Origin of the sequence: Marinobacter sp. ST-43, from assembly GCF_030541085.1 — a bacterium.
Taxonomy (GTDB): Bacteria; Pseudomonadota; Gammaproteobacteria; order Pseudomonadales; family Oleiphilaceae; genus Marinobacter; species Marinobacter nauticus.
On sequence record NZ_JASSVO010000002.1, the window covers coordinates 273,046 to 288,310 of the forward strand.

Genomic DNA, 15,265 nt, shown 5'->3' on the forward strand with positions numbered 1-15,265 from the left:
TTAGCCGCCCGCGCGCTTGACGGTCCAGCCTTTCTGCTCCAGTAACGGCACCAGAATATCTCGCTGGTCGCCCTGTATCTCCACCACGCCGTCTTTTACTGTACCACCTGTACCGCATTTGGCTTTTAGCTGTTTGGCGTAGGCTTTCAGTTCTTTGTCGTCGAGCGGAATACCGGTCACCAGGGTCACGCCCTTGCCTTTGCGCCCCTTTGTCTCCCGGCTGACGCGCACAATACCGTCTCCAGCCGGCCTCTGCGCCGCCTGGCAGGTGCAGTCATCCACCGGGTTACGGCACTCCGAGCACATCCGCCCCTGGTCCGTGGAGAACACAAGGCCGCCCCTGCGCTTGTTCATACCCATGATTACGCCTTTATCTGCAATCAGTTCAGGCCCGGAGGGTATTTGGAAAACATTTCCGAGACAACCTCGTCAATCAATTTCCGACGGGTTTCCGGCGACTGGTTTTCATTGAGATAGCGCCGACTCGCGGCTTGCCAGACCACTTCCTCGGTGGTCCGATCAACCATTCTCACCACCAGCTTGCCCTCGGTTACCTCTCGCACCGGTGGCGGCGATGAGAGGCCCCAGCCGAAGTTGCCATGGCCGAACCCGAATCCCAGGCCAACGCCTACCTGCTCGAGCCGTTCCTCGGCCACAATCTGCCAACTGATCAGAAGATCAGCTTCAGTTTCCGTCACTTTTTTCATGGCCTTCCGGTTCAGCTCGCGCTCTACCGCGTCCCGAACCCGGGCGTCATCCAGCGAGGTGAAACCAGAGTCCTGGGCGTTGCTGGCAAAGGCCCAGCTGCTGTAATTGCCAAAAACGGTGGCTGGATTGTAGTCAGTCACCACATTGCTGGCACAGCCGGTGATGGCAAACGCCAAAGCAGCGATCATCATAATACGCATAGGCTTAACTCCGTTGCTCTCATATGTCTCCAGTATACGCGTGCCCAGGGCTACCGGCCTGCCTCAGTGAGTCAGGTTTCAAAACGGTAATCCATCTTCTGGGACTCGCAAAACGCACTGAAGTCCTGTTGCTGAGCCACAGGCAAGGAAACGCTGGCTGTCACCCGCGTAGTATAGGAAATCGCGTCGATGCGCCCTTCATGCCCGTCGCACCAGTGCCGCAGCGGTTGCTCATCGGCAAACCCGAACTGCACCGTTGCCTGCACACGTGCCTGCTGCACCACGCGGTCAACGGCGGACAAGACACTTTCAGCGGCGCCGGCATAGGCCCGAACCAGGCCACCGGCTCCAAGCTTGATACCACCAAAATAGCGGATAACGATCACCAGCACGTCTCCCATATCCTTGTGCTGGATCACGCCCAGAATGGGTTTGCCGGCGGTTCCGGAAGGCTCACCATCATCATTCATGGCAGCCTCGGCCGCAGAGCCGGGCCGGCCGATCTGATACCCCCAGCAGACATGACGGGCATCGGGGTAGTCACGGTGGGCCTGGTCAACGTATGTTCGTACGTCGTCCCGGTCACTGACGGGATACACTCGGGCAATAAAACGGCTTTTCTTCACTTCCGTTTCCCGCTCAAGGTATCCTGCAGGAATCGGGTAATCCTTACTCATGGGCGATCCTATGACGACCGAAGACAACGAACAGACCCAACCCGGGACCGCGGCCCCTGCGCGGATACGTAAGGCCGCCTGCGGCATCCGGTTTGATGAGGACGAGCTGCAGGAAGGCATTGATTTTTCTGCCGCCAGCAAGCTGAAACCGGGCAGTGACAACGCACCGGATCAAAGCCCGAACGCCGATTCCTCAGCCTCCGACAAAGACCGGTAGCTCAAGGATCACTTCCAGGCCACCCTCGTCCCGGTTGCGGGCACTGATGTGCCCGTCGTGGGCCTGAATGATATCACGGGCAATAGCGAGCCCCAGCCCCCAACCTTTGCCACCACGGGATTTGTCAGCCCGGAAAAACGGCTCAAACAAGTGTTGTAGCAGGTCTTCAGGAGCACCCGGTCCCTCATCAGCGACGATCAAACGGATTCTCTCATTGCCCGTGGACAGAGAGAGCCTCACCGATTTGCCCGGCGGCGTGTGGTCCAGGGCATTTTGCAGCACGTTATCAAACGCACGCTGCAATAAACCACCGTCGCCAAGCACAGACACCGCTTTGCTCTCCTCCGAGGCCACCAGTTTGCACTCCACGCGCTGGTGCTCAGCATAATCGGCGGCATCCTGAAGCACGTGATTGACCAGGACCATCGGCTTGACCGGCTCACGCGCCATATCACCGCCGTTCTCGGACACCCGGTACAGGGTCAGAATCTGGCCGGTCATGGTTTCCAGCCGCTCGTTCTGGCGCAGAATACTGGTCATCAATGCCTCATCGGCGCCGCTGTCCGAAGCCAGTTCAATCGCCACCCGCTGGCGTGCCAGCGGGGTACGAAGATCATGGGAGATATCCCGCAACAGCTGGTTCTGACGGTCCAGCAGCTGGCACAGCCGGTCTGTCATACCGTTGAATGCCGTCGCCAACTGGCCCACTTCATCACGGCGCCGGGCAATGCGACCAGCAACCCGCAGACCAGTATCCCCCCCGGCAATCGCCCGGGCGGTTCCCTCCATGTGTCTCAACGGCCGCGAGACCATTCGCGCAATCCACCAACAGGCCAGGGAGATCAACAGGAACGCCAGCCCCATCTCCACAAACCGGAACATTCTCGGGTCCAGCCAACCATCGCCGCCCATCCGGGGCCAGGCAACTAGCTGATAGCCCTCCTGCAGATCCAGAACGGCTGGTTTGTGGGGGTACCAACCGGACTGTATGCGTTCCCGAATCGCCCGGGGCAGTCGATGCTGGCCCTGCTCCTTTTCGATCAGCATCAGGTGCAAATCCAGGCGTTCACCTTCCGAACGCAAAAAGCGCCAGGCATCCCCCCGACCCCGCTGTTCACGAATGACTAGAGCTTCGCGAGCCAGTTCCTGTAAACCCACCTGGCGTTCAATCGCCTGCCGTTCCCGGTCCAACAGATAACGCGAGGCAAGGTGGCTGGCCACCACGGTTACCGCCATGGCCAGCCAGATGGATAGAAAAATCCGCCAGAACAGAGGAAACATGAAACGCTTCATCATGTGGGTATCCGGTAGCTGTATCCCAGTCCTCGCACCGTCTCGATGCGGGGTGGGTCATCATTGCCCAGTTTCTTGCGAAGATTGCTGATGTGCATATCCAGAGTGCGGTCGTAGGCCTCAAGGCGGCGCCCCAGCGCCCACTGCATGAGATCGGTCTTGCGGACCACACTGCCGGCATGGGCCAGCAACACCTGAAGCACTTCATACTCGGTGCCCGTCAGTTCCAGGGGCGCGTCATTCTGGTAGATGCGGCGCTGGCCGGGCTCCACCCGCAAGTCGCCATAAGTCCGGCTGGCGTCTACCTCGGTTTTCTGATCCCAGGCGATACGACGAAGCAGGGCCTGAAGCCGCGCCACCAGCTCTCTGGGATTGCAGGGCTTGGGAATGTAATCATCGGCGCCCACTTCAAAGCCGACGATTCGGTCGGTTTCATCGCCACGGGCCGTCAACAGGATCACGGGTAGGTGCGTCTTGCCCCGAAGTTGCCTCAGAACATCCAGACCATTGATATCAGGCAGCATGATATCGAGCACCACAATGTCACAATCCTGACCCAGAGCGAGAGCCAGTCCATCACGACCATTGGCGGCCTCACGCACACTGAAGCCCTGGCTGGCAAGGTAGCGGGCCAGCAGCTCCCGTAACTCGTCGTCATCTTCAATCAACAGTACCCGGTTCTGCATAGTCTTCTCTCTGGGATGTGACGGCCACAGTCTAGCATGGCCCTTCTGTACCGCTGCGGGCGGGCTCCCGGCCTTTACCGAACCTTTACGTAGCCCTGACACCATCTGACGTTGCACCGACGTAGCATGGTCATCATCCATTGTGACCAACGACGAGGAAAGACCCATGAAGGCAAAAACCACCCTGTTAACCGCCGGTGTACTGATGGCAAGCCTGATGGCCGCCAGCCCGGCTGTTCTCGCGGAACGACACGGCAAACACCACCAGAACGGCAAGTGGGACAAACAGGAACTGTGCGAGAACTTCCGTGACGGCAAAGGCCCCTTTAACCGTGCAGAGCGCCAGGCCGAAAGGGAAAAGTACCGGGCAGAAATGGCCGATCGCCTGAAACTGAACGAGGAACAGCGCCAGATCTGGACGGAGATCCATCAGGAACGACAGGCCAAACAGGAAAAACGCATGAACCAGTGGCAGGAAAAAATGCAGGAACGCTGCGACAAAGGTGGGAAGCAAGACAAGGAGTGATCAAATGGCGGGTTCTGGCGTATGGTAGAAGGTATTCGTCAACGACCTGAAACCAACCATGTCAGAAAACGCGCCACGCGAACTCACTCTGGAGACCCGAGCCAGTATTGCCGACATCCCGAAATCGGACTGGCAACGACTGGCGGGGGTCTCCAACCCGTTTCTTCGATACGAATTCTTTCAGGCACTGGAAGAGAGCGGCTGTACCCGCACCGAAACGGGCTGGACACCCAGCCACCTGGTATTCAAACACGAAGGCCGGATTGCAGGCCTGGCCCCCGCCTACCTGAAAACCCACTCTATGGGTGAATATGTGTTCGACTGGGCCTGGGCCGACGCCTACCAGCGATACGGCCTGCCCTATTATCCAAAGCTGTTGATCGCCATTCCGTTCACGCCTTCTGCCGGACCTCGACTGTTGCTGGACACCGGGGGGCGACGACAGCTGACACCCGAACGCCTGCACGACTTGCTGGATACCCTGACACACCAACTGGGCGCACACTCCTGGCACTTACTGTTTCCCAACGCCGAGGACCAGCAACTGCTGGCGCATGACGATGAACTGCATCGCATCGGCTGCCAATTCCACTGGCACAACCACAATTACCGCAGCTTCGAGGATTATCTGGCAGCATTGAATTCCCGCAAGCGTAAATCCATCCGCAAGGAACGCCGGCATGTGGCGGAACAGGGCATCACCTTTGCCCGCTTCCATGGCAAGGATATTCCAGACCAGGTTCTGGCCGCCTTTTATGTGTTCTACCAGGCCACCTACCTGAAACGGGGTCAGAGACCTTACCTGAACAAACGTTTTTTCGAATTGCTGAGAGAACGGCTACCCGAGCATATGCACGTGATCATGGCGGTCAAACAGGGCGAAATGATTGCCGGGGCTCTGTTTCTGGCGGGAAAAACCACACTTTACGGCCGGTATTGGGGCTGCCTGGACGAGTACAATCACCTGCATTTCGAGACCTGTTACTACCAGGGAATCGAGCTGGCGCTGGCGCTTGGGCTGACACAGTTTGATGCCGGCGCCCAGGGCGAGCACAAACTGGTTCGGGGGTTTGAACCGGTGATCACCCACTCCTGGCACGGCATACAGCATCCGGGATTCCGGGACGCCATTGCCAACTTCACCCGGGAAGAAGCAGAGCAGGTACAAGGGTATTTTGCCGAGGCGGAAACCTTACTGCCGTTTAAACAACAAACGCCGCAATAGTCTGTATACTGATTGACCAGGACAGGACTTCAATCAGGTGAACGGCCATGGATACCGGTCTGCCAGCAAGCATACTCACCTCACTGGACCCACCCCTGATGGTGGCAATGGGCGCCTTCGTGCTGGCGCTGCTCAGCCTGATACTGGCGGCCCGGTTACGGAACAAAAACCAGAGCCAGCTCAACGCATTGAGGGAAAGGTCAGACACCCTCTGGCGTGAAATGGATGACATCCGGGTCAGCCAGTTCAACCGCTCAGATCACAGCCCGTCGACCAGCCATTCTTTACTGGATCAGACCCGTTACCAAACCGAAATGGAAGCCTACCAGAAGACCTGGCCGGCCATCTGGCATCTGCACGAACGCCTGGGGCAGTTTCTGCGAACCGTCGAAACCGGTGAATCCGCCAACGACTTACGTCTGGAGGCCAGAAACGCTGCGCTGGACGCCCGAAATCACCTGAACCAGCACCGCCCCTTCTGCCACGAAACGGTGGATGAACTGCTCACCCGGATCATTGACGTGGAAATCAAGGCCCACCTCGCTGCCTGCCAGTACCTGGACCTGGTGAAAGAAGTCCGGCACGGCGCTTCCGATCACGACCGGAGAGTCCTGCACGACAAATTTCACAGCCTGCATGACGGCGAGGCGCGGGAACTTTTGAATCACCTGGTGACCACCATCCGGCACCGCGCCATACGAAGTGGCTAAACTTGTTTAGCTGTCGGCAATCCGGAAACCAATTTTCAGGCCCACCTGATAATGCCCCACCTTTCCGTCGACAATATGGCCACGGGTTTCCGTTACCTCGAACCACTCCATATTGCGAATACTCTTCCCGCACTCATCCAGCGCGTTCTGAATGGCATCTTCAATGCTCGTCTTTGACGAGCCTACGATCTCCACTTTTTTGTAGACATGGTGATCAGACATGACGGTCTCCTGTTTGCGCAGAATCTATACCATGAGCCTAGAAGCCAGCACGAGCTTGGGCAAACTACCGTTCGTTAATCCACTTCATCCACCGGCCTTCAAAAGGCGTATCATCTTGCCTGTAGCATGCTGCAAATACTCGAACCGGACCTGTGCATGAAACGACTACTCAAATACGCCGCCGGCCTGCTTAGCGCCCTGCTGTTGCTCCTGGGCGGCCCCCTTCTGTTGGCCGCCAGCAGCAGCCTTGAGGTTGCGGAGAGCTGGCGTACCGCCAGCAGGGAAAGCGCCGGCATCACGCCCCGACCGGAACAGGTGGAAGAAGCCATTGTCCAGGTCTACGGGGCGCGCGCCTGGAGCTGGCGAGGTTACTTTGCGGTTCATACCTGGATTGCTACCAAAGAACAGGGCGCTGATTATTATCAGGTGCACGAGGTCACCGGCTGGCGCAACTACGTGGTCAATTCCCGCCCCGGCGACCCGGACAGGCACTGGTACGGCGCCAGGCCGGAATTGTATGCAGACATCCGGGGAGAGAAAGCCGCGACCCTGATTCCGCAGATCTACCAGGCAGTGGAAAACTATCCCTACCCCACCCAATACGAAGCCTGGCCGGGGCCAAACAGCAATACCTTCGTAGCCTGGGTGATACGGGAAACGCCGGGGCTCGACGTAGCCCTGCCCAGCCATGCCATCGGCAAGGACTACCTGGGGGACCGGCTGGTTGCCCCAAGCCCCGGTGGCGCGGGCTATCAGCTATCCCTGGGTGGATATTTCGGTGTCTTGGCCGGGGTTCGAGAGGGTCTGGAAGTGAATATTCTGGGGTTGTCGCTGGGTATCAATCCCATGGCGCTGGGTATCAAATTACCGGGACTCGGCGAGCTGGCCTTGCTTGACACCAACCCGATGCCCGAAGAAACCGCGCGCTAGGGGCTCTGGGTTGGGGGTGGCCTCCCAAAAATGTGGGAGGCCATGGATGGCCGGAGAGAAGCGCACATGGGTAAGGCAAGTGTTTATGAATCGAAGCTTCATACGCAGCCGAACGACAGCAATCTGTGATTGCTGGCTGGACCCGATTGCGGGTGCTTGTAGCGGTTTTTGGGAGGCCACCCCCAACCCAGAGCTGGCTCAGCTTCGGCATCAAGTTCAAAGCTTGGCGAATTCCAGATACCGACTGGCTGCCTGCTTCTTCTCATCCTGGCTGTTCAGCAACTCCAGCCGCAATTTATCAATGATCTTCAGATAACCATCCAGCGGGGACTTTTCTTCGCCCTGCTCTTTTGAAGCCTCAATAAACACCTGCTGCTTCTCACGAATTTCGTTCAGTTTTTCTATGGCATTGCGGATCGCTTCCTCTCGTGCAGAAGCTGCGCCGCTCATCTCGGGTTCAGCGTTACGAACCCCAAGAACGGTTTCCACCGCCGGGGCCGACTCGGTGTTCTGCTCCGCCAGGTCCAGTTCTTCCAGAGTGCGGACTTCACCGTCAGTGGTCAGGTAAATACCGGAGGCCTTGATCTGGCCCAGAGGCACGCCCTGAGGATTGGTCAGGGTGAAGCGGTCGTCCACACTGTCAACGTACAGAGCCTGGACCCCAACCTCCGCCAGTGAACGAAGATCCTGGCCGCCATCAGCTGTCTGTACCCACACCGACAGGGACTGGAATATCTCATCGTTAGCGTCTATCCAGCGATTCCCGTCGTCATCAAACGCGGCCAGCTCGCTGAAGCCAGATCCACTCTCCGGGCCAAACAATTCGCTGCCATCGTCCACTTTACCGTTGCCATTGCGGTCAAAAACCAGATATCCGCTGCCCGCCCCCAGAGAGGCGAACTGGGCAGTCTCGCCGTTGCCGGTCATGTCGAATTCAAACAGGGTGTCGGTCAGTCGCACGGTAGAAGCGCCGAAGTTGATCACCAGCGGATCGGTCAGGGGACGCTCCTGAATCTGGATCAGCTCGGAGTATTCATAGCTGCGGGACTGTGACTGTCTGAGCGACAGGGTAAAGTCGATGGTTTCACCATTGTCGAGGGTGATGCTGCCAGTCGACGCGAAGCTGCGGGTTTCGCTTTCGGAGTAGAACATATAGCGACCGGCAGAAACCGACAGGCTCTTCGGCGATTCCGCAGCCGCTTCGCCCCCCAGGGCGGCGCGGCTAACCGTCAGCGCCTGCTGCCCCATCAGGAACAGCTCTGAAGACTTTTCGACCAGTTCCGAACTGGTGAAGGTGGCCGCTCGGTTGTCTCCAGTCACCTCACTGGTGCTGGAAAACGCCATCTGTTCCTGGCTGCTGTAGCGATAGGCCGCCTGCCGGAACAATGACAACTCGGTGCCCCGGTTAGTCTGCCCTTCCGGTACCGGGGCGGCAGACTGGCGGATTCTCAGCTGGGAGCTGTCGAACGCCGATACCTGGCGGCTGCTGTCCTGGAACAGGGAAATCTGGCTGGATGAAATCATGGTGCGGTACCTCAGTGACACTGGGTCACTTAACGGCACTACCACCAGAAACTTGAGCAGTTTTTAACCACGACCGCCAATAAACTCAGAGCCAATAACGAACCGTTGCGGCGGCCAGCAGGCCAATAGCAATAGCAGGAAGCGGCTTGTGGAGCACCAGCATGGCAACCGCCGTGGCCACCAGTGCCGCCAGCGCGCCCGGATCGCCGGCCACCGCCATGGGAACGATGATGGCGATCAGCACCGAGCTGGCCATGGTATTGATGAAACTCTCCACCCGCGGATTGATGCGTACAAACGACATCACAAACACACCGCCAAAACGGGTAATCAGAGTTACCAAGGTCATGATGGTGATCAGCGCCATCACGCCAAGGGTTGTGGTTTCAATGGTCACCGGTCACCTCCCGCTGGTTATCCGCCACCGCGGATTTTGGTTCCAACCAGAGCAAGCCGACCAAACCACCGGCGATTGCGCCAACCACCACGTGCATATTGGGTGGCAGCCACTTCCAGGCGGCAAGGGAGGCCGCGCCGGCAACGCACCAGGCGACCAGCACCCGTGGAGTTTTCTTACCGCCCAAAGCCATGGCCAGCAGGAAACAACCCAGAACCATATCCAGCCCGAATGCCTTGGGGTTCTGTAACAAACCACCGAAGTAGACGCCCAGGGCTGTACCCACAATCCAGGCCAGCCACAGCACCAGGCCACCACCGATAATCACTTCAAGGTTTCGCCTGCCATTCTGGTAATCCTGGGCCGAGACCGCCCAGTTGGCATCTGTGAGCAACAATAAAAGCGCGTAGCGGTGTCCGGGCGAGACTTCTCTCAGCATCGGGTAAAGCGAGGCGCCCATCAGCAAGTGCCGGGAATTGATGGCGAAAACCACGGCAATCAATGGCAGAACCGACACCTCAGCGCCCCAGATATCCACCGCCGCAAACTGCGAAGCGCCGGCAAACACGGTCGTGCTCATGAGAATCGACTGCAGCGGCGTCAGTCCTTCCTGAATGGCGGCCAGGCCAAAGGCAGCACCAAACGCCACCACAAATAATGAGATGGGAAGCAGGCGGAAGAACTCGGATCGGACTTTCCGCGAATCGAACTGATAAGGATAGGAGGCGACAGACATCTGAAGAAGCTAAGCCGGATAGTGCAAAACGCGTATAGGTAGAAACCACCATCAGGCGATTTTTTTCTTACCGACGCTCAGGCAGTTAGATGATTAAATCAAACAAGGTCACAATTCCGACGGCCTCCACGGTTGACGTTCACGTAAACTTGAATTAGCTTGAATTTCGTCCAGCCCCAAAAGGGCAGCCCGACCAATCCTTCGGGAGGACACCTGAAATCGACACGCTGGCCACAAGCCAGACCGACAAAAACAAGACAGAACCTGCCGCCGGGATCCGGCTGCACGGGAGAGGATTTCAACATGCTGTTCAGCCATCCGGAGTTCGATCACCACGAACACCTGTCGTTTTTCTGCGATGCCGAAACCGGCCTCAAAGCCATTGTCGCTATTCACAACACCTCCCGCGGCCCCGCTTTAGGCGGTTGCCGAATGTTTCCCTATGCCAGTGATGAAGAAGCTGTGCGGGATGCGCTTCGCCTGTCCAGGGGCATGACCTACAAATCGGCCCTGGCCAATCTGGACCTGGGTGGCGGCAAATCGGTGATAATTGGCGATCCGCGAAAGCACAAGACGCAAGCCCTGCTGGAAGCTATGGGCAAGCACCTGGAAAGCCTGGGGGGCCAGTACATTGCCGCCGAGGACTCCGGCACCAGCGTGCCGGATCTGAAAGTGATGGGGCGCCATACCCGCCATGTGGCCGGCGTTGCCTACCGCACCGGATTCGATGGCAACCCCAGTAACGGAGACCCTTCTCCTGTTACCGCCTACGGCACCTTTGTTGGCCTCAAAGCGGCAGTAAAACACCGGCTCGGCAGCGATGACCTCACCGGCCTGAAAGTGGCCATCCAGGGCATCGGTAATGTCGGGTTCCGTCTGGCCCAACACCTGAAAGACGCTGGCGCTGAACTCTGGGTGAACGATATTCACACCGACAACATGCAGCGGGCTGTCGACCAGCTCGGTGCACACGCCGCCTCGGCGGAAGACATACTGACTCTGCCCGTGGATGTTATCGCACCCTGCGCCATGGGCGCCGTCCTGAACGACCGTAGTATTCCTGCCATTCGCGCCGGTATCGTTGCAGGGGCGGCCAATAACCTGCTGGATCGCCCGGAACACGACGCGGCACTGAAACAGCGGGGCATTCTGTACGCTCCGGACTTCGCGATTAACGCCGGCGGCATCATTGATGTGTTCTACGAACGCACAGGGGCATCCCCGGAAAAAGTGCGCGCCCATGTGGAAACCATCGGCGACACCCTGACCGAAATTTTTAACCGTTCTGACCGCACCGGGCTCCCTACCGGTGAAATCGCCAATGAACTGGCTGAAGAGCGGTTCACCAAGCATGCCGCGGGTGCTGGGCTGGCGCCCCAGCGGCTGTCTCGCACCGGATAACCTGACACCGGTGCTTCCCCTTGGGAGCCGCAGTCTCTGCGGCTCCATTTTTAACCCCAGTAACAACAACAAGACCTTCGGGAGAAAACCATGTCTGTCTCATCATCCGGTTCTGCTGCCTATTCCGGCAGCCTTGAGGGCTCCAATGCCCAGCGCGGGCTCTGGTCATCACGGTTCGCGTTCATCCTCGCGGCCACCGGTTCCGCTGTGGGCCTCGGAAACATCTGGAAATTCCCCTACGTAACCGGCGAAAACGGCGGTGGCGCTTTTGTGCTGGTGTACCTGCTGTGCATCGCCATCATCGGTATACCCATCATGATGGCCGAGGTGATGATCGGTCGTCGTGGTGGCCACAGCCCGGTTAACAGCATCAAAGCCATTGCCCAGCGGGACGGACTGAACCCGGCCTGGAAACTGGTCGGCGCCGTGGGCATTCTTGCAGGCTTCCTGATTCTGTCGTTTTACTCGGTGATTGGTGGCTGGGCCATTTCCTACGTTGGCACCACCGCCAGCGGCCAGCTCTCCGGCCAGACCGCAGATGCCGTGGGTGCGATTTTCTCCGGCCTGCTGAGCAATCCCGGCACCCTGTTGCTGTGGCACACGGTGTTTATGGCCCTGGTGATGCTGGTGGTGGCGAAAGGTGTGCGCTCCGGCCTGGAGCGAGCCGTCAGCATTCTGATGCCGGCACTGTTTGTACTGCTACTGATTGTGGTCGGCTACGCCATGACCACCGGCCACTTTGGCCAGGCGGCAGCCTTCCTGTTCCAGCCGGACTTCTCCAAGCTCACCACCTCCGGCGTACTAGTGGCACTGGGACACGCATTCTTTACTCTGAGCCTGGGTATGGCGGTGATGATGGCTTATGGCTCCTACCTGCCCAAGAAGATTTCCATCGCCAAAACCTCCATTACCGTCTCGGTGATTGATACCGGTGTCGCCTTGCTGGCCGGCCTGGCCATTTTCCCGATCGTCTTTGCCAACGGCCTCGAGCCAGGTGCTGGCCCTGGCCTGATTTTCCAGACCCTGCCCCTGGCCTTCGGTCAGATGCCCATGGGCTCACTGTTCGGCACCCTTTTCTTTGTACTCCTGATTTTCGCCGCCTGGACCTCTGGCATTTCCCTGCTGGAACCGATCGTTGAATGGCTGGAAGAACAAAAAGGCATGAACCGCACCGTCAGTACGCTGGGTGCCGGTGTGGTGTGCTGGGCTCTGGGTATTGCCTCTATTCTGTCGCTGAACCTGTGGGCGGATTTCGCACCACTGGGCTTCATCCCGATGCTGGAAGGCAAAACCATCTTCGACCTGCTGGACTTCTTCACCGCCAACATCCTGCTACCGCTGGGCGGGCTACTGGTCGCGTTGATGGCGGGCTGGGTGATGTCGAAACCGGCCATGGAGAAGGAGCTGGCCCTGTCACCGGGTACATTCAACCTGTGGTTTGTCACCGTGCGCTTCATCACCCCGATTGCGGTGGGCGTGGTGTTCATCTACAACCTGATGTAAATAACGCTCACAACTGATCGAGGGAGGCCTTCAGGGTCTCCCCGATCCTCGCGTTCAGTTTCAGATCCAAAATGTAGTGGTGGGACGGGCTCGATGCTCAGTCATTGCCGTTACAACTCAGTGGCTCGGAATGTCAGGTTTTGGCGTCGGTGCACCGTTTCAGAATAGTACGCATCTTCTCCGCACCGAGCTCATTCATCAACGCAATATTCCGGTCAGGAATGCCATCCACGTCCGGATAGTTATCGATAGCCGATTCCAGACTAGCCTCGCGCAACAGGTGCAGCATGGGGTACGGTGATCGATTGGTGTAGTTTTCCGCGGCCTCTGCATCGGTGCCGGCGAACTGATAGTCCGGATGGAAACTGGCAACCTGAAAGACACCTTCCAGCTCCAGATAGCTCAGCAAGGCATCCGCGGCATCGAGAAATTCGTTGTAGGCGAAAAAATCCTGCAACACACCAGGATGGATCAACAACGTGGTTTCGACGTCCGGCTCATCTTCCAGGCGCTGCAACTCTGACTGCAACGCCTGTAAAAGCTCATCCTCGTTCTCCGCCTCGCTGACGACAAAACGCACGCGGTTCTTGACCAACTCGCGCCTGGCGAAGGGGCAGAGGTTGTAACCAACCACCACTTCTTCAACCCATTGCCGGCTGGCGCTTACAACCTGTGATTCATTCATAGGTAGCCCTGGCTCCGAAGATAATCGTCATAGGAGCCACTGAAGTCAGTCACCCCATCAGCCGTGAGCTCAATAATCCGCGTCGCCAGCGAAGAGACAAACTCACGATCATGGCTTACGAAAATCAGCGTTCCCGGATAGTTCTCCAACGCCAGGTTCAAAGCCTCGATAGACTCCATATCCAGGTGGTTGGTGGGCTCGTCCATCAGCATCACATTCGGTTTCTGAAGGATCAGTTTGCCGAACAGCATGCGGCCCTGCTCCCCCCCCGAGATTACCTTTACAGACTTGCCAATATCATCACCGGAAAACAGCATTCGCCCCAGCGTGCCGCGCACTAATTGTTCGCCGCCGGTGGTCCATTGCGCCATCCAGTCGGTGAGGGTCTCGTCGCGGGCAAAATCCGCGGTGTGGTCCTGTGCGAAATATCCAACCTCGGCACTGTCGGTCCACTTCACCTCGCCGGAATCTGGCTCATAAGCGCCAGCCAGGCATTGCAGGAGTGTGGTTTTACCAATCCCGTTCGGGCCAATAACAGCCACGCGTTCTCCCGCTTCAATCTGCAGATCCAGGTTTTTGAACAGGGGGCCCTCGTCAAAGCCCTTGGTCAGACCTTTCAGAGTCACGGCCTGACGATGCAGCTTCTTGCCCTGCTCGAAGCGGATAAAGGGACTCACGCGACTGGAGGGCTTCACCTCTTCCAGCTGGATCTTGTCGATCTGGCGTGCGCGGGAGGTAGCCTGTTTGGCCTTGGAGGCGTTGGCCGAGAAGCGGCTGACAAACTGCTGCAGTTCGGCAATCTGGGCCTTCTTCTTGGCGTTATCTGACAGCATGCGCTCGCGGGCCTGGGTGGCGGCGGTCATGTATTCGTCGTAGTTGCCCGGGAACAGGCGCAGCTCACCATAATCCAGGTCCGCCATGTGGGTACACACACTGTTCAGGAAGTGACGGTCGTGAGAGATGATGATCATGGTGCTGTTACGGGCCACCAGGATGTTTTCCAGCCAGCGGATGGTGTTGATGTCCAGGTGGTTGGTGGGCTCATCCAGCAACAATACGTCGGGGTCAGAAAACAGAGCCTGTGCCAGCAGCACACGCAGTTTCCAGCCCGGCGCCAGAGCACTCATGGGGCCGTTATGCTGCTCCAGTGGAATATCCAGGCCCAGCAGCAACTCACCGGCTCGGGATTCCGCGGTGTAGCCATCCATTTCGGCAAACTGCACTTCCAGGTCTGCCACGGCCATACCGTCTTCCTCACTCATCTCCGGCAGCGAGTAAATGCGGTCCCGCTCTTTTTTCACATTCCAGAGTTCTTCGTGGCCCATAATCACAGTGTCGATCACTGAGCACTGTTCATAGGCAAACTGATCCTGACGGAGCTTACCCAGCCGGGTATTCGGTTCCAGCATAACCTGGCCCGCCGATGGCTCCAGATCACCACCCAGAATTTTCATCAGGGTGGATTTGCCGCAGCCGTTGGCCCCGATCAGGCCGTAACGGTTGCCGTTGCCGAACTTGGCGGACACATTTTCAAACAGGGGCCGAGCCCCGAACTGCATGGTGAGATTGGCGGTGGAAATCAAGAAACAAACCTGTCGAAGTAAGGGCCGACGAGAGCCGGCGAA

General features: G+C 58.1%; 18 protein-coding genes. 7 read left to right on the forward strand and 11 right to left on the reverse strand.

The features are described 5' to 3' along the window. The 3 genes from QPL98_RS05455 to QPL98_RS05465 form a co-directional block, all read right to left on the reverse strand. Complete coding sequence (locus QPL98_RS05455) at positions 1-354, reverse strand: translation initiation factor Sui1 (protein WP_303292904.1); 354 nt, start codon at positions 352-354, stop codon at positions 1-3. 26 nt (positions 355-380) lie between these two features. After that, a complete protein-coding gene (locus tag QPL98_RS05460) occupies positions 381-908 on the reverse strand; it encodes a DUF4136 domain-containing protein (protein ID WP_219193741.1) in 528 nt (175 codons plus the stop codon). A 71-nt stretch (positions 909-979) separates the two neighbouring features. Next, positions 980-1,585: a YigZ family protein gene (locus tag QPL98_RS05465; protein ID WP_022991475.1), complete on the reverse strand. Its 606-nt coding sequence runs from the start codon at positions 1,583-1,585 to the stop codon at positions 980-982. Positions 1,586-1,595: 10 nt separating this feature from the next. Between QPL98_RS05465 and QPL98_RS05470 the strand changes: the two genes are divergently transcribed. After that, on the forward strand, positions 1,596-1,802 hold the full coding sequence (locus QPL98_RS05470; protein ID WP_223268788.1) for a hypothetical protein: 207 nt from the start codon (positions 1,596-1,598) through the stop codon (positions 1,800-1,802). On the opposite strand, the gene QPL98_RS05475 is transcribed toward QPL98_RS05470, so the two are convergent. After that, on the reverse strand, positions 1,779-3,098 hold the full coding sequence (locus QPL98_RS05475) for a HAMP domain-containing sensor histidine kinase (protein WP_303292860.1): 1,320 nt from the start codon (positions 3,096-3,098) through the stop codon (positions 1,779-1,781). The two genes, QPL98_RS05470 and QPL98_RS05475, sit on opposite strands and share 24 nt — an antisense overlap. After that, positions 3,095-3,781, reverse strand: coding sequence for a response regulator transcription factor (locus QPL98_RS05480; RefSeq protein ID WP_226595575.1), 687 nt, complete (start codon positions 3,779-3,781; stop codon positions 3,095-3,097). The genes QPL98_RS05475 and QPL98_RS05480 overlap by 4 nt, the downstream gene beginning before the upstream one ends. Before the next feature lie 166 nt (positions 3,782-3,947). Here QPL98_RS05480 and QPL98_RS05485 point away from each other — a divergent pair, with 166 nt between their 5' ends. The 3 genes from QPL98_RS05485 to QPL98_RS05495 are packed head-to-tail and all read left to right on the forward strand — an operon-like array spanning position 3,948 to position 6,242. Then, positions 3,948-4,307, forward strand: coding sequence for a hypothetical protein (locus QPL98_RS05485; protein WP_303292861.1), 360 nt, complete (start codon positions 3,948-3,950; stop codon positions 4,305-4,307). A 58-nt stretch (positions 4,308-4,365) separates the two neighbouring features. Next, positions 4,366-5,532, forward strand: coding sequence for a GNAT family N-acetyltransferase (locus QPL98_RS05490; RefSeq protein WP_153740997.1), 1,167 nt, complete (start codon positions 4,366-4,368; stop codon positions 5,530-5,532). A gap of 47 nt (positions 5,533-5,579) precedes the next feature. Further along, positions 5,580-6,242, forward strand: a complete 663-nt coding sequence (locus QPL98_RS05495; RefSeq protein ID WP_303292862.1) for a hypothetical protein — start codon at positions 5,580-5,582, stop codon at positions 6,240-6,242. 6 nt (positions 6,243-6,248) lie between these two features. On the opposite strand, the gene QPL98_RS05500 is transcribed toward QPL98_RS05495, so the two are convergent. Next, positions 6,249-6,464 carry a dodecin gene (locus tag QPL98_RS05500; RefSeq protein WP_014422233.1) on the reverse strand — a complete coding sequence of 72 codons (216 nt, stop codon included), beginning with the start codon at positions 6,462-6,464 and terminating at the stop codon, positions 6,249-6,251. A 156-nt stretch (positions 6,465-6,620) separates the two neighbouring features. Between QPL98_RS05500 and QPL98_RS05505 the strand changes: the two genes are divergently transcribed. Next, the gene (locus QPL98_RS05505) at positions 6,621-7,394 is read left to right on the forward strand and encodes a DUF3750 domain-containing protein (protein ID WP_303292863.1); all 774 of its coding nucleotides are present in this window, start codon (positions 6,621-6,623) and stop codon (positions 7,392-7,394) included. A gap of 216 nt (positions 7,395-7,610) precedes the next feature. Here the strand turns inward: QPL98_RS05505 and QPL98_RS05510 are convergent, their stop codons facing one another. The 3 genes from QPL98_RS05510 to QPL98_RS05520 all read right to left on the reverse strand — a co-directional run bounded on the left by QPL98_RS05510 (position 7,611) and on the right by QPL98_RS05520 (position 10,051). Further along, positions 7,611-8,918 carry a hypothetical protein gene (locus QPL98_RS05510; RefSeq protein WP_303292864.1) on the reverse strand — a complete coding sequence of 436 codons (1,308 nt, stop codon included), beginning with the start codon at positions 8,916-8,918 and terminating at the stop codon, positions 7,611-7,613. 85 nt (positions 8,919-9,003) lie between these two features. Next, positions 9,004-9,315, reverse strand: a complete 312-nt coding sequence (locus tag QPL98_RS05515; protein ID WP_011786320.1) for an AzlD family protein — start codon at positions 9,313-9,315, stop codon at positions 9,004-9,006. Then, on the reverse strand, positions 9,305-10,051 hold the full coding sequence (locus QPL98_RS05520) for an AzlC family ABC transporter permease (RefSeq protein WP_303292865.1): 747 nt from the start codon (positions 10,049-10,051) through the stop codon (positions 9,305-9,307). The genes QPL98_RS05515 and QPL98_RS05520 overlap by 11 nt, the downstream gene beginning before the upstream one ends. Before the next feature lie 303 nt (positions 10,052-10,354). Between QPL98_RS05520 and QPL98_RS05525 the strand changes: the two genes are divergently transcribed. Continuing rightward, positions 10,355-11,452, forward strand: a complete 1,098-nt coding sequence (locus QPL98_RS05525) for a Glu/Leu/Phe/Val dehydrogenase dimerization domain-containing protein (protein WP_303292866.1) — start codon at positions 10,355-10,357, stop codon at positions 11,450-11,452. Positions 11,453-11,542: 90 nt separating this feature from the next. Next, positions 11,543-12,955, forward strand: coding sequence for a sodium-dependent transporter (locus QPL98_RS05530; protein ID WP_303292867.1), 1,413 nt, complete (start codon positions 11,543-11,545; stop codon positions 12,953-12,955). Between the two features lie 133 nt (positions 12,956-13,088). Here the strand turns inward: QPL98_RS05530 and QPL98_RS05535 are convergent, their stop codons facing one another. Beyond that, positions 13,089-13,640, reverse strand: coding sequence for a DUF1415 domain-containing protein (locus tag QPL98_RS05535; RefSeq protein ID WP_303292868.1), 552 nt, complete (start codon positions 13,638-13,640; stop codon positions 13,089-13,091). Further along, a complete protein-coding gene (locus QPL98_RS05540; RefSeq protein ID WP_288033505.1) occupies positions 13,637-15,223 on the reverse strand; it encodes an ABC-F family ATPase in 1,587 nt (528 codons plus the stop codon). The genes QPL98_RS05535 and QPL98_RS05540 overlap by 4 nt, the downstream gene beginning before the upstream one ends. Positions 15,224-15,265 lie beyond the last annotated feature (42 nt).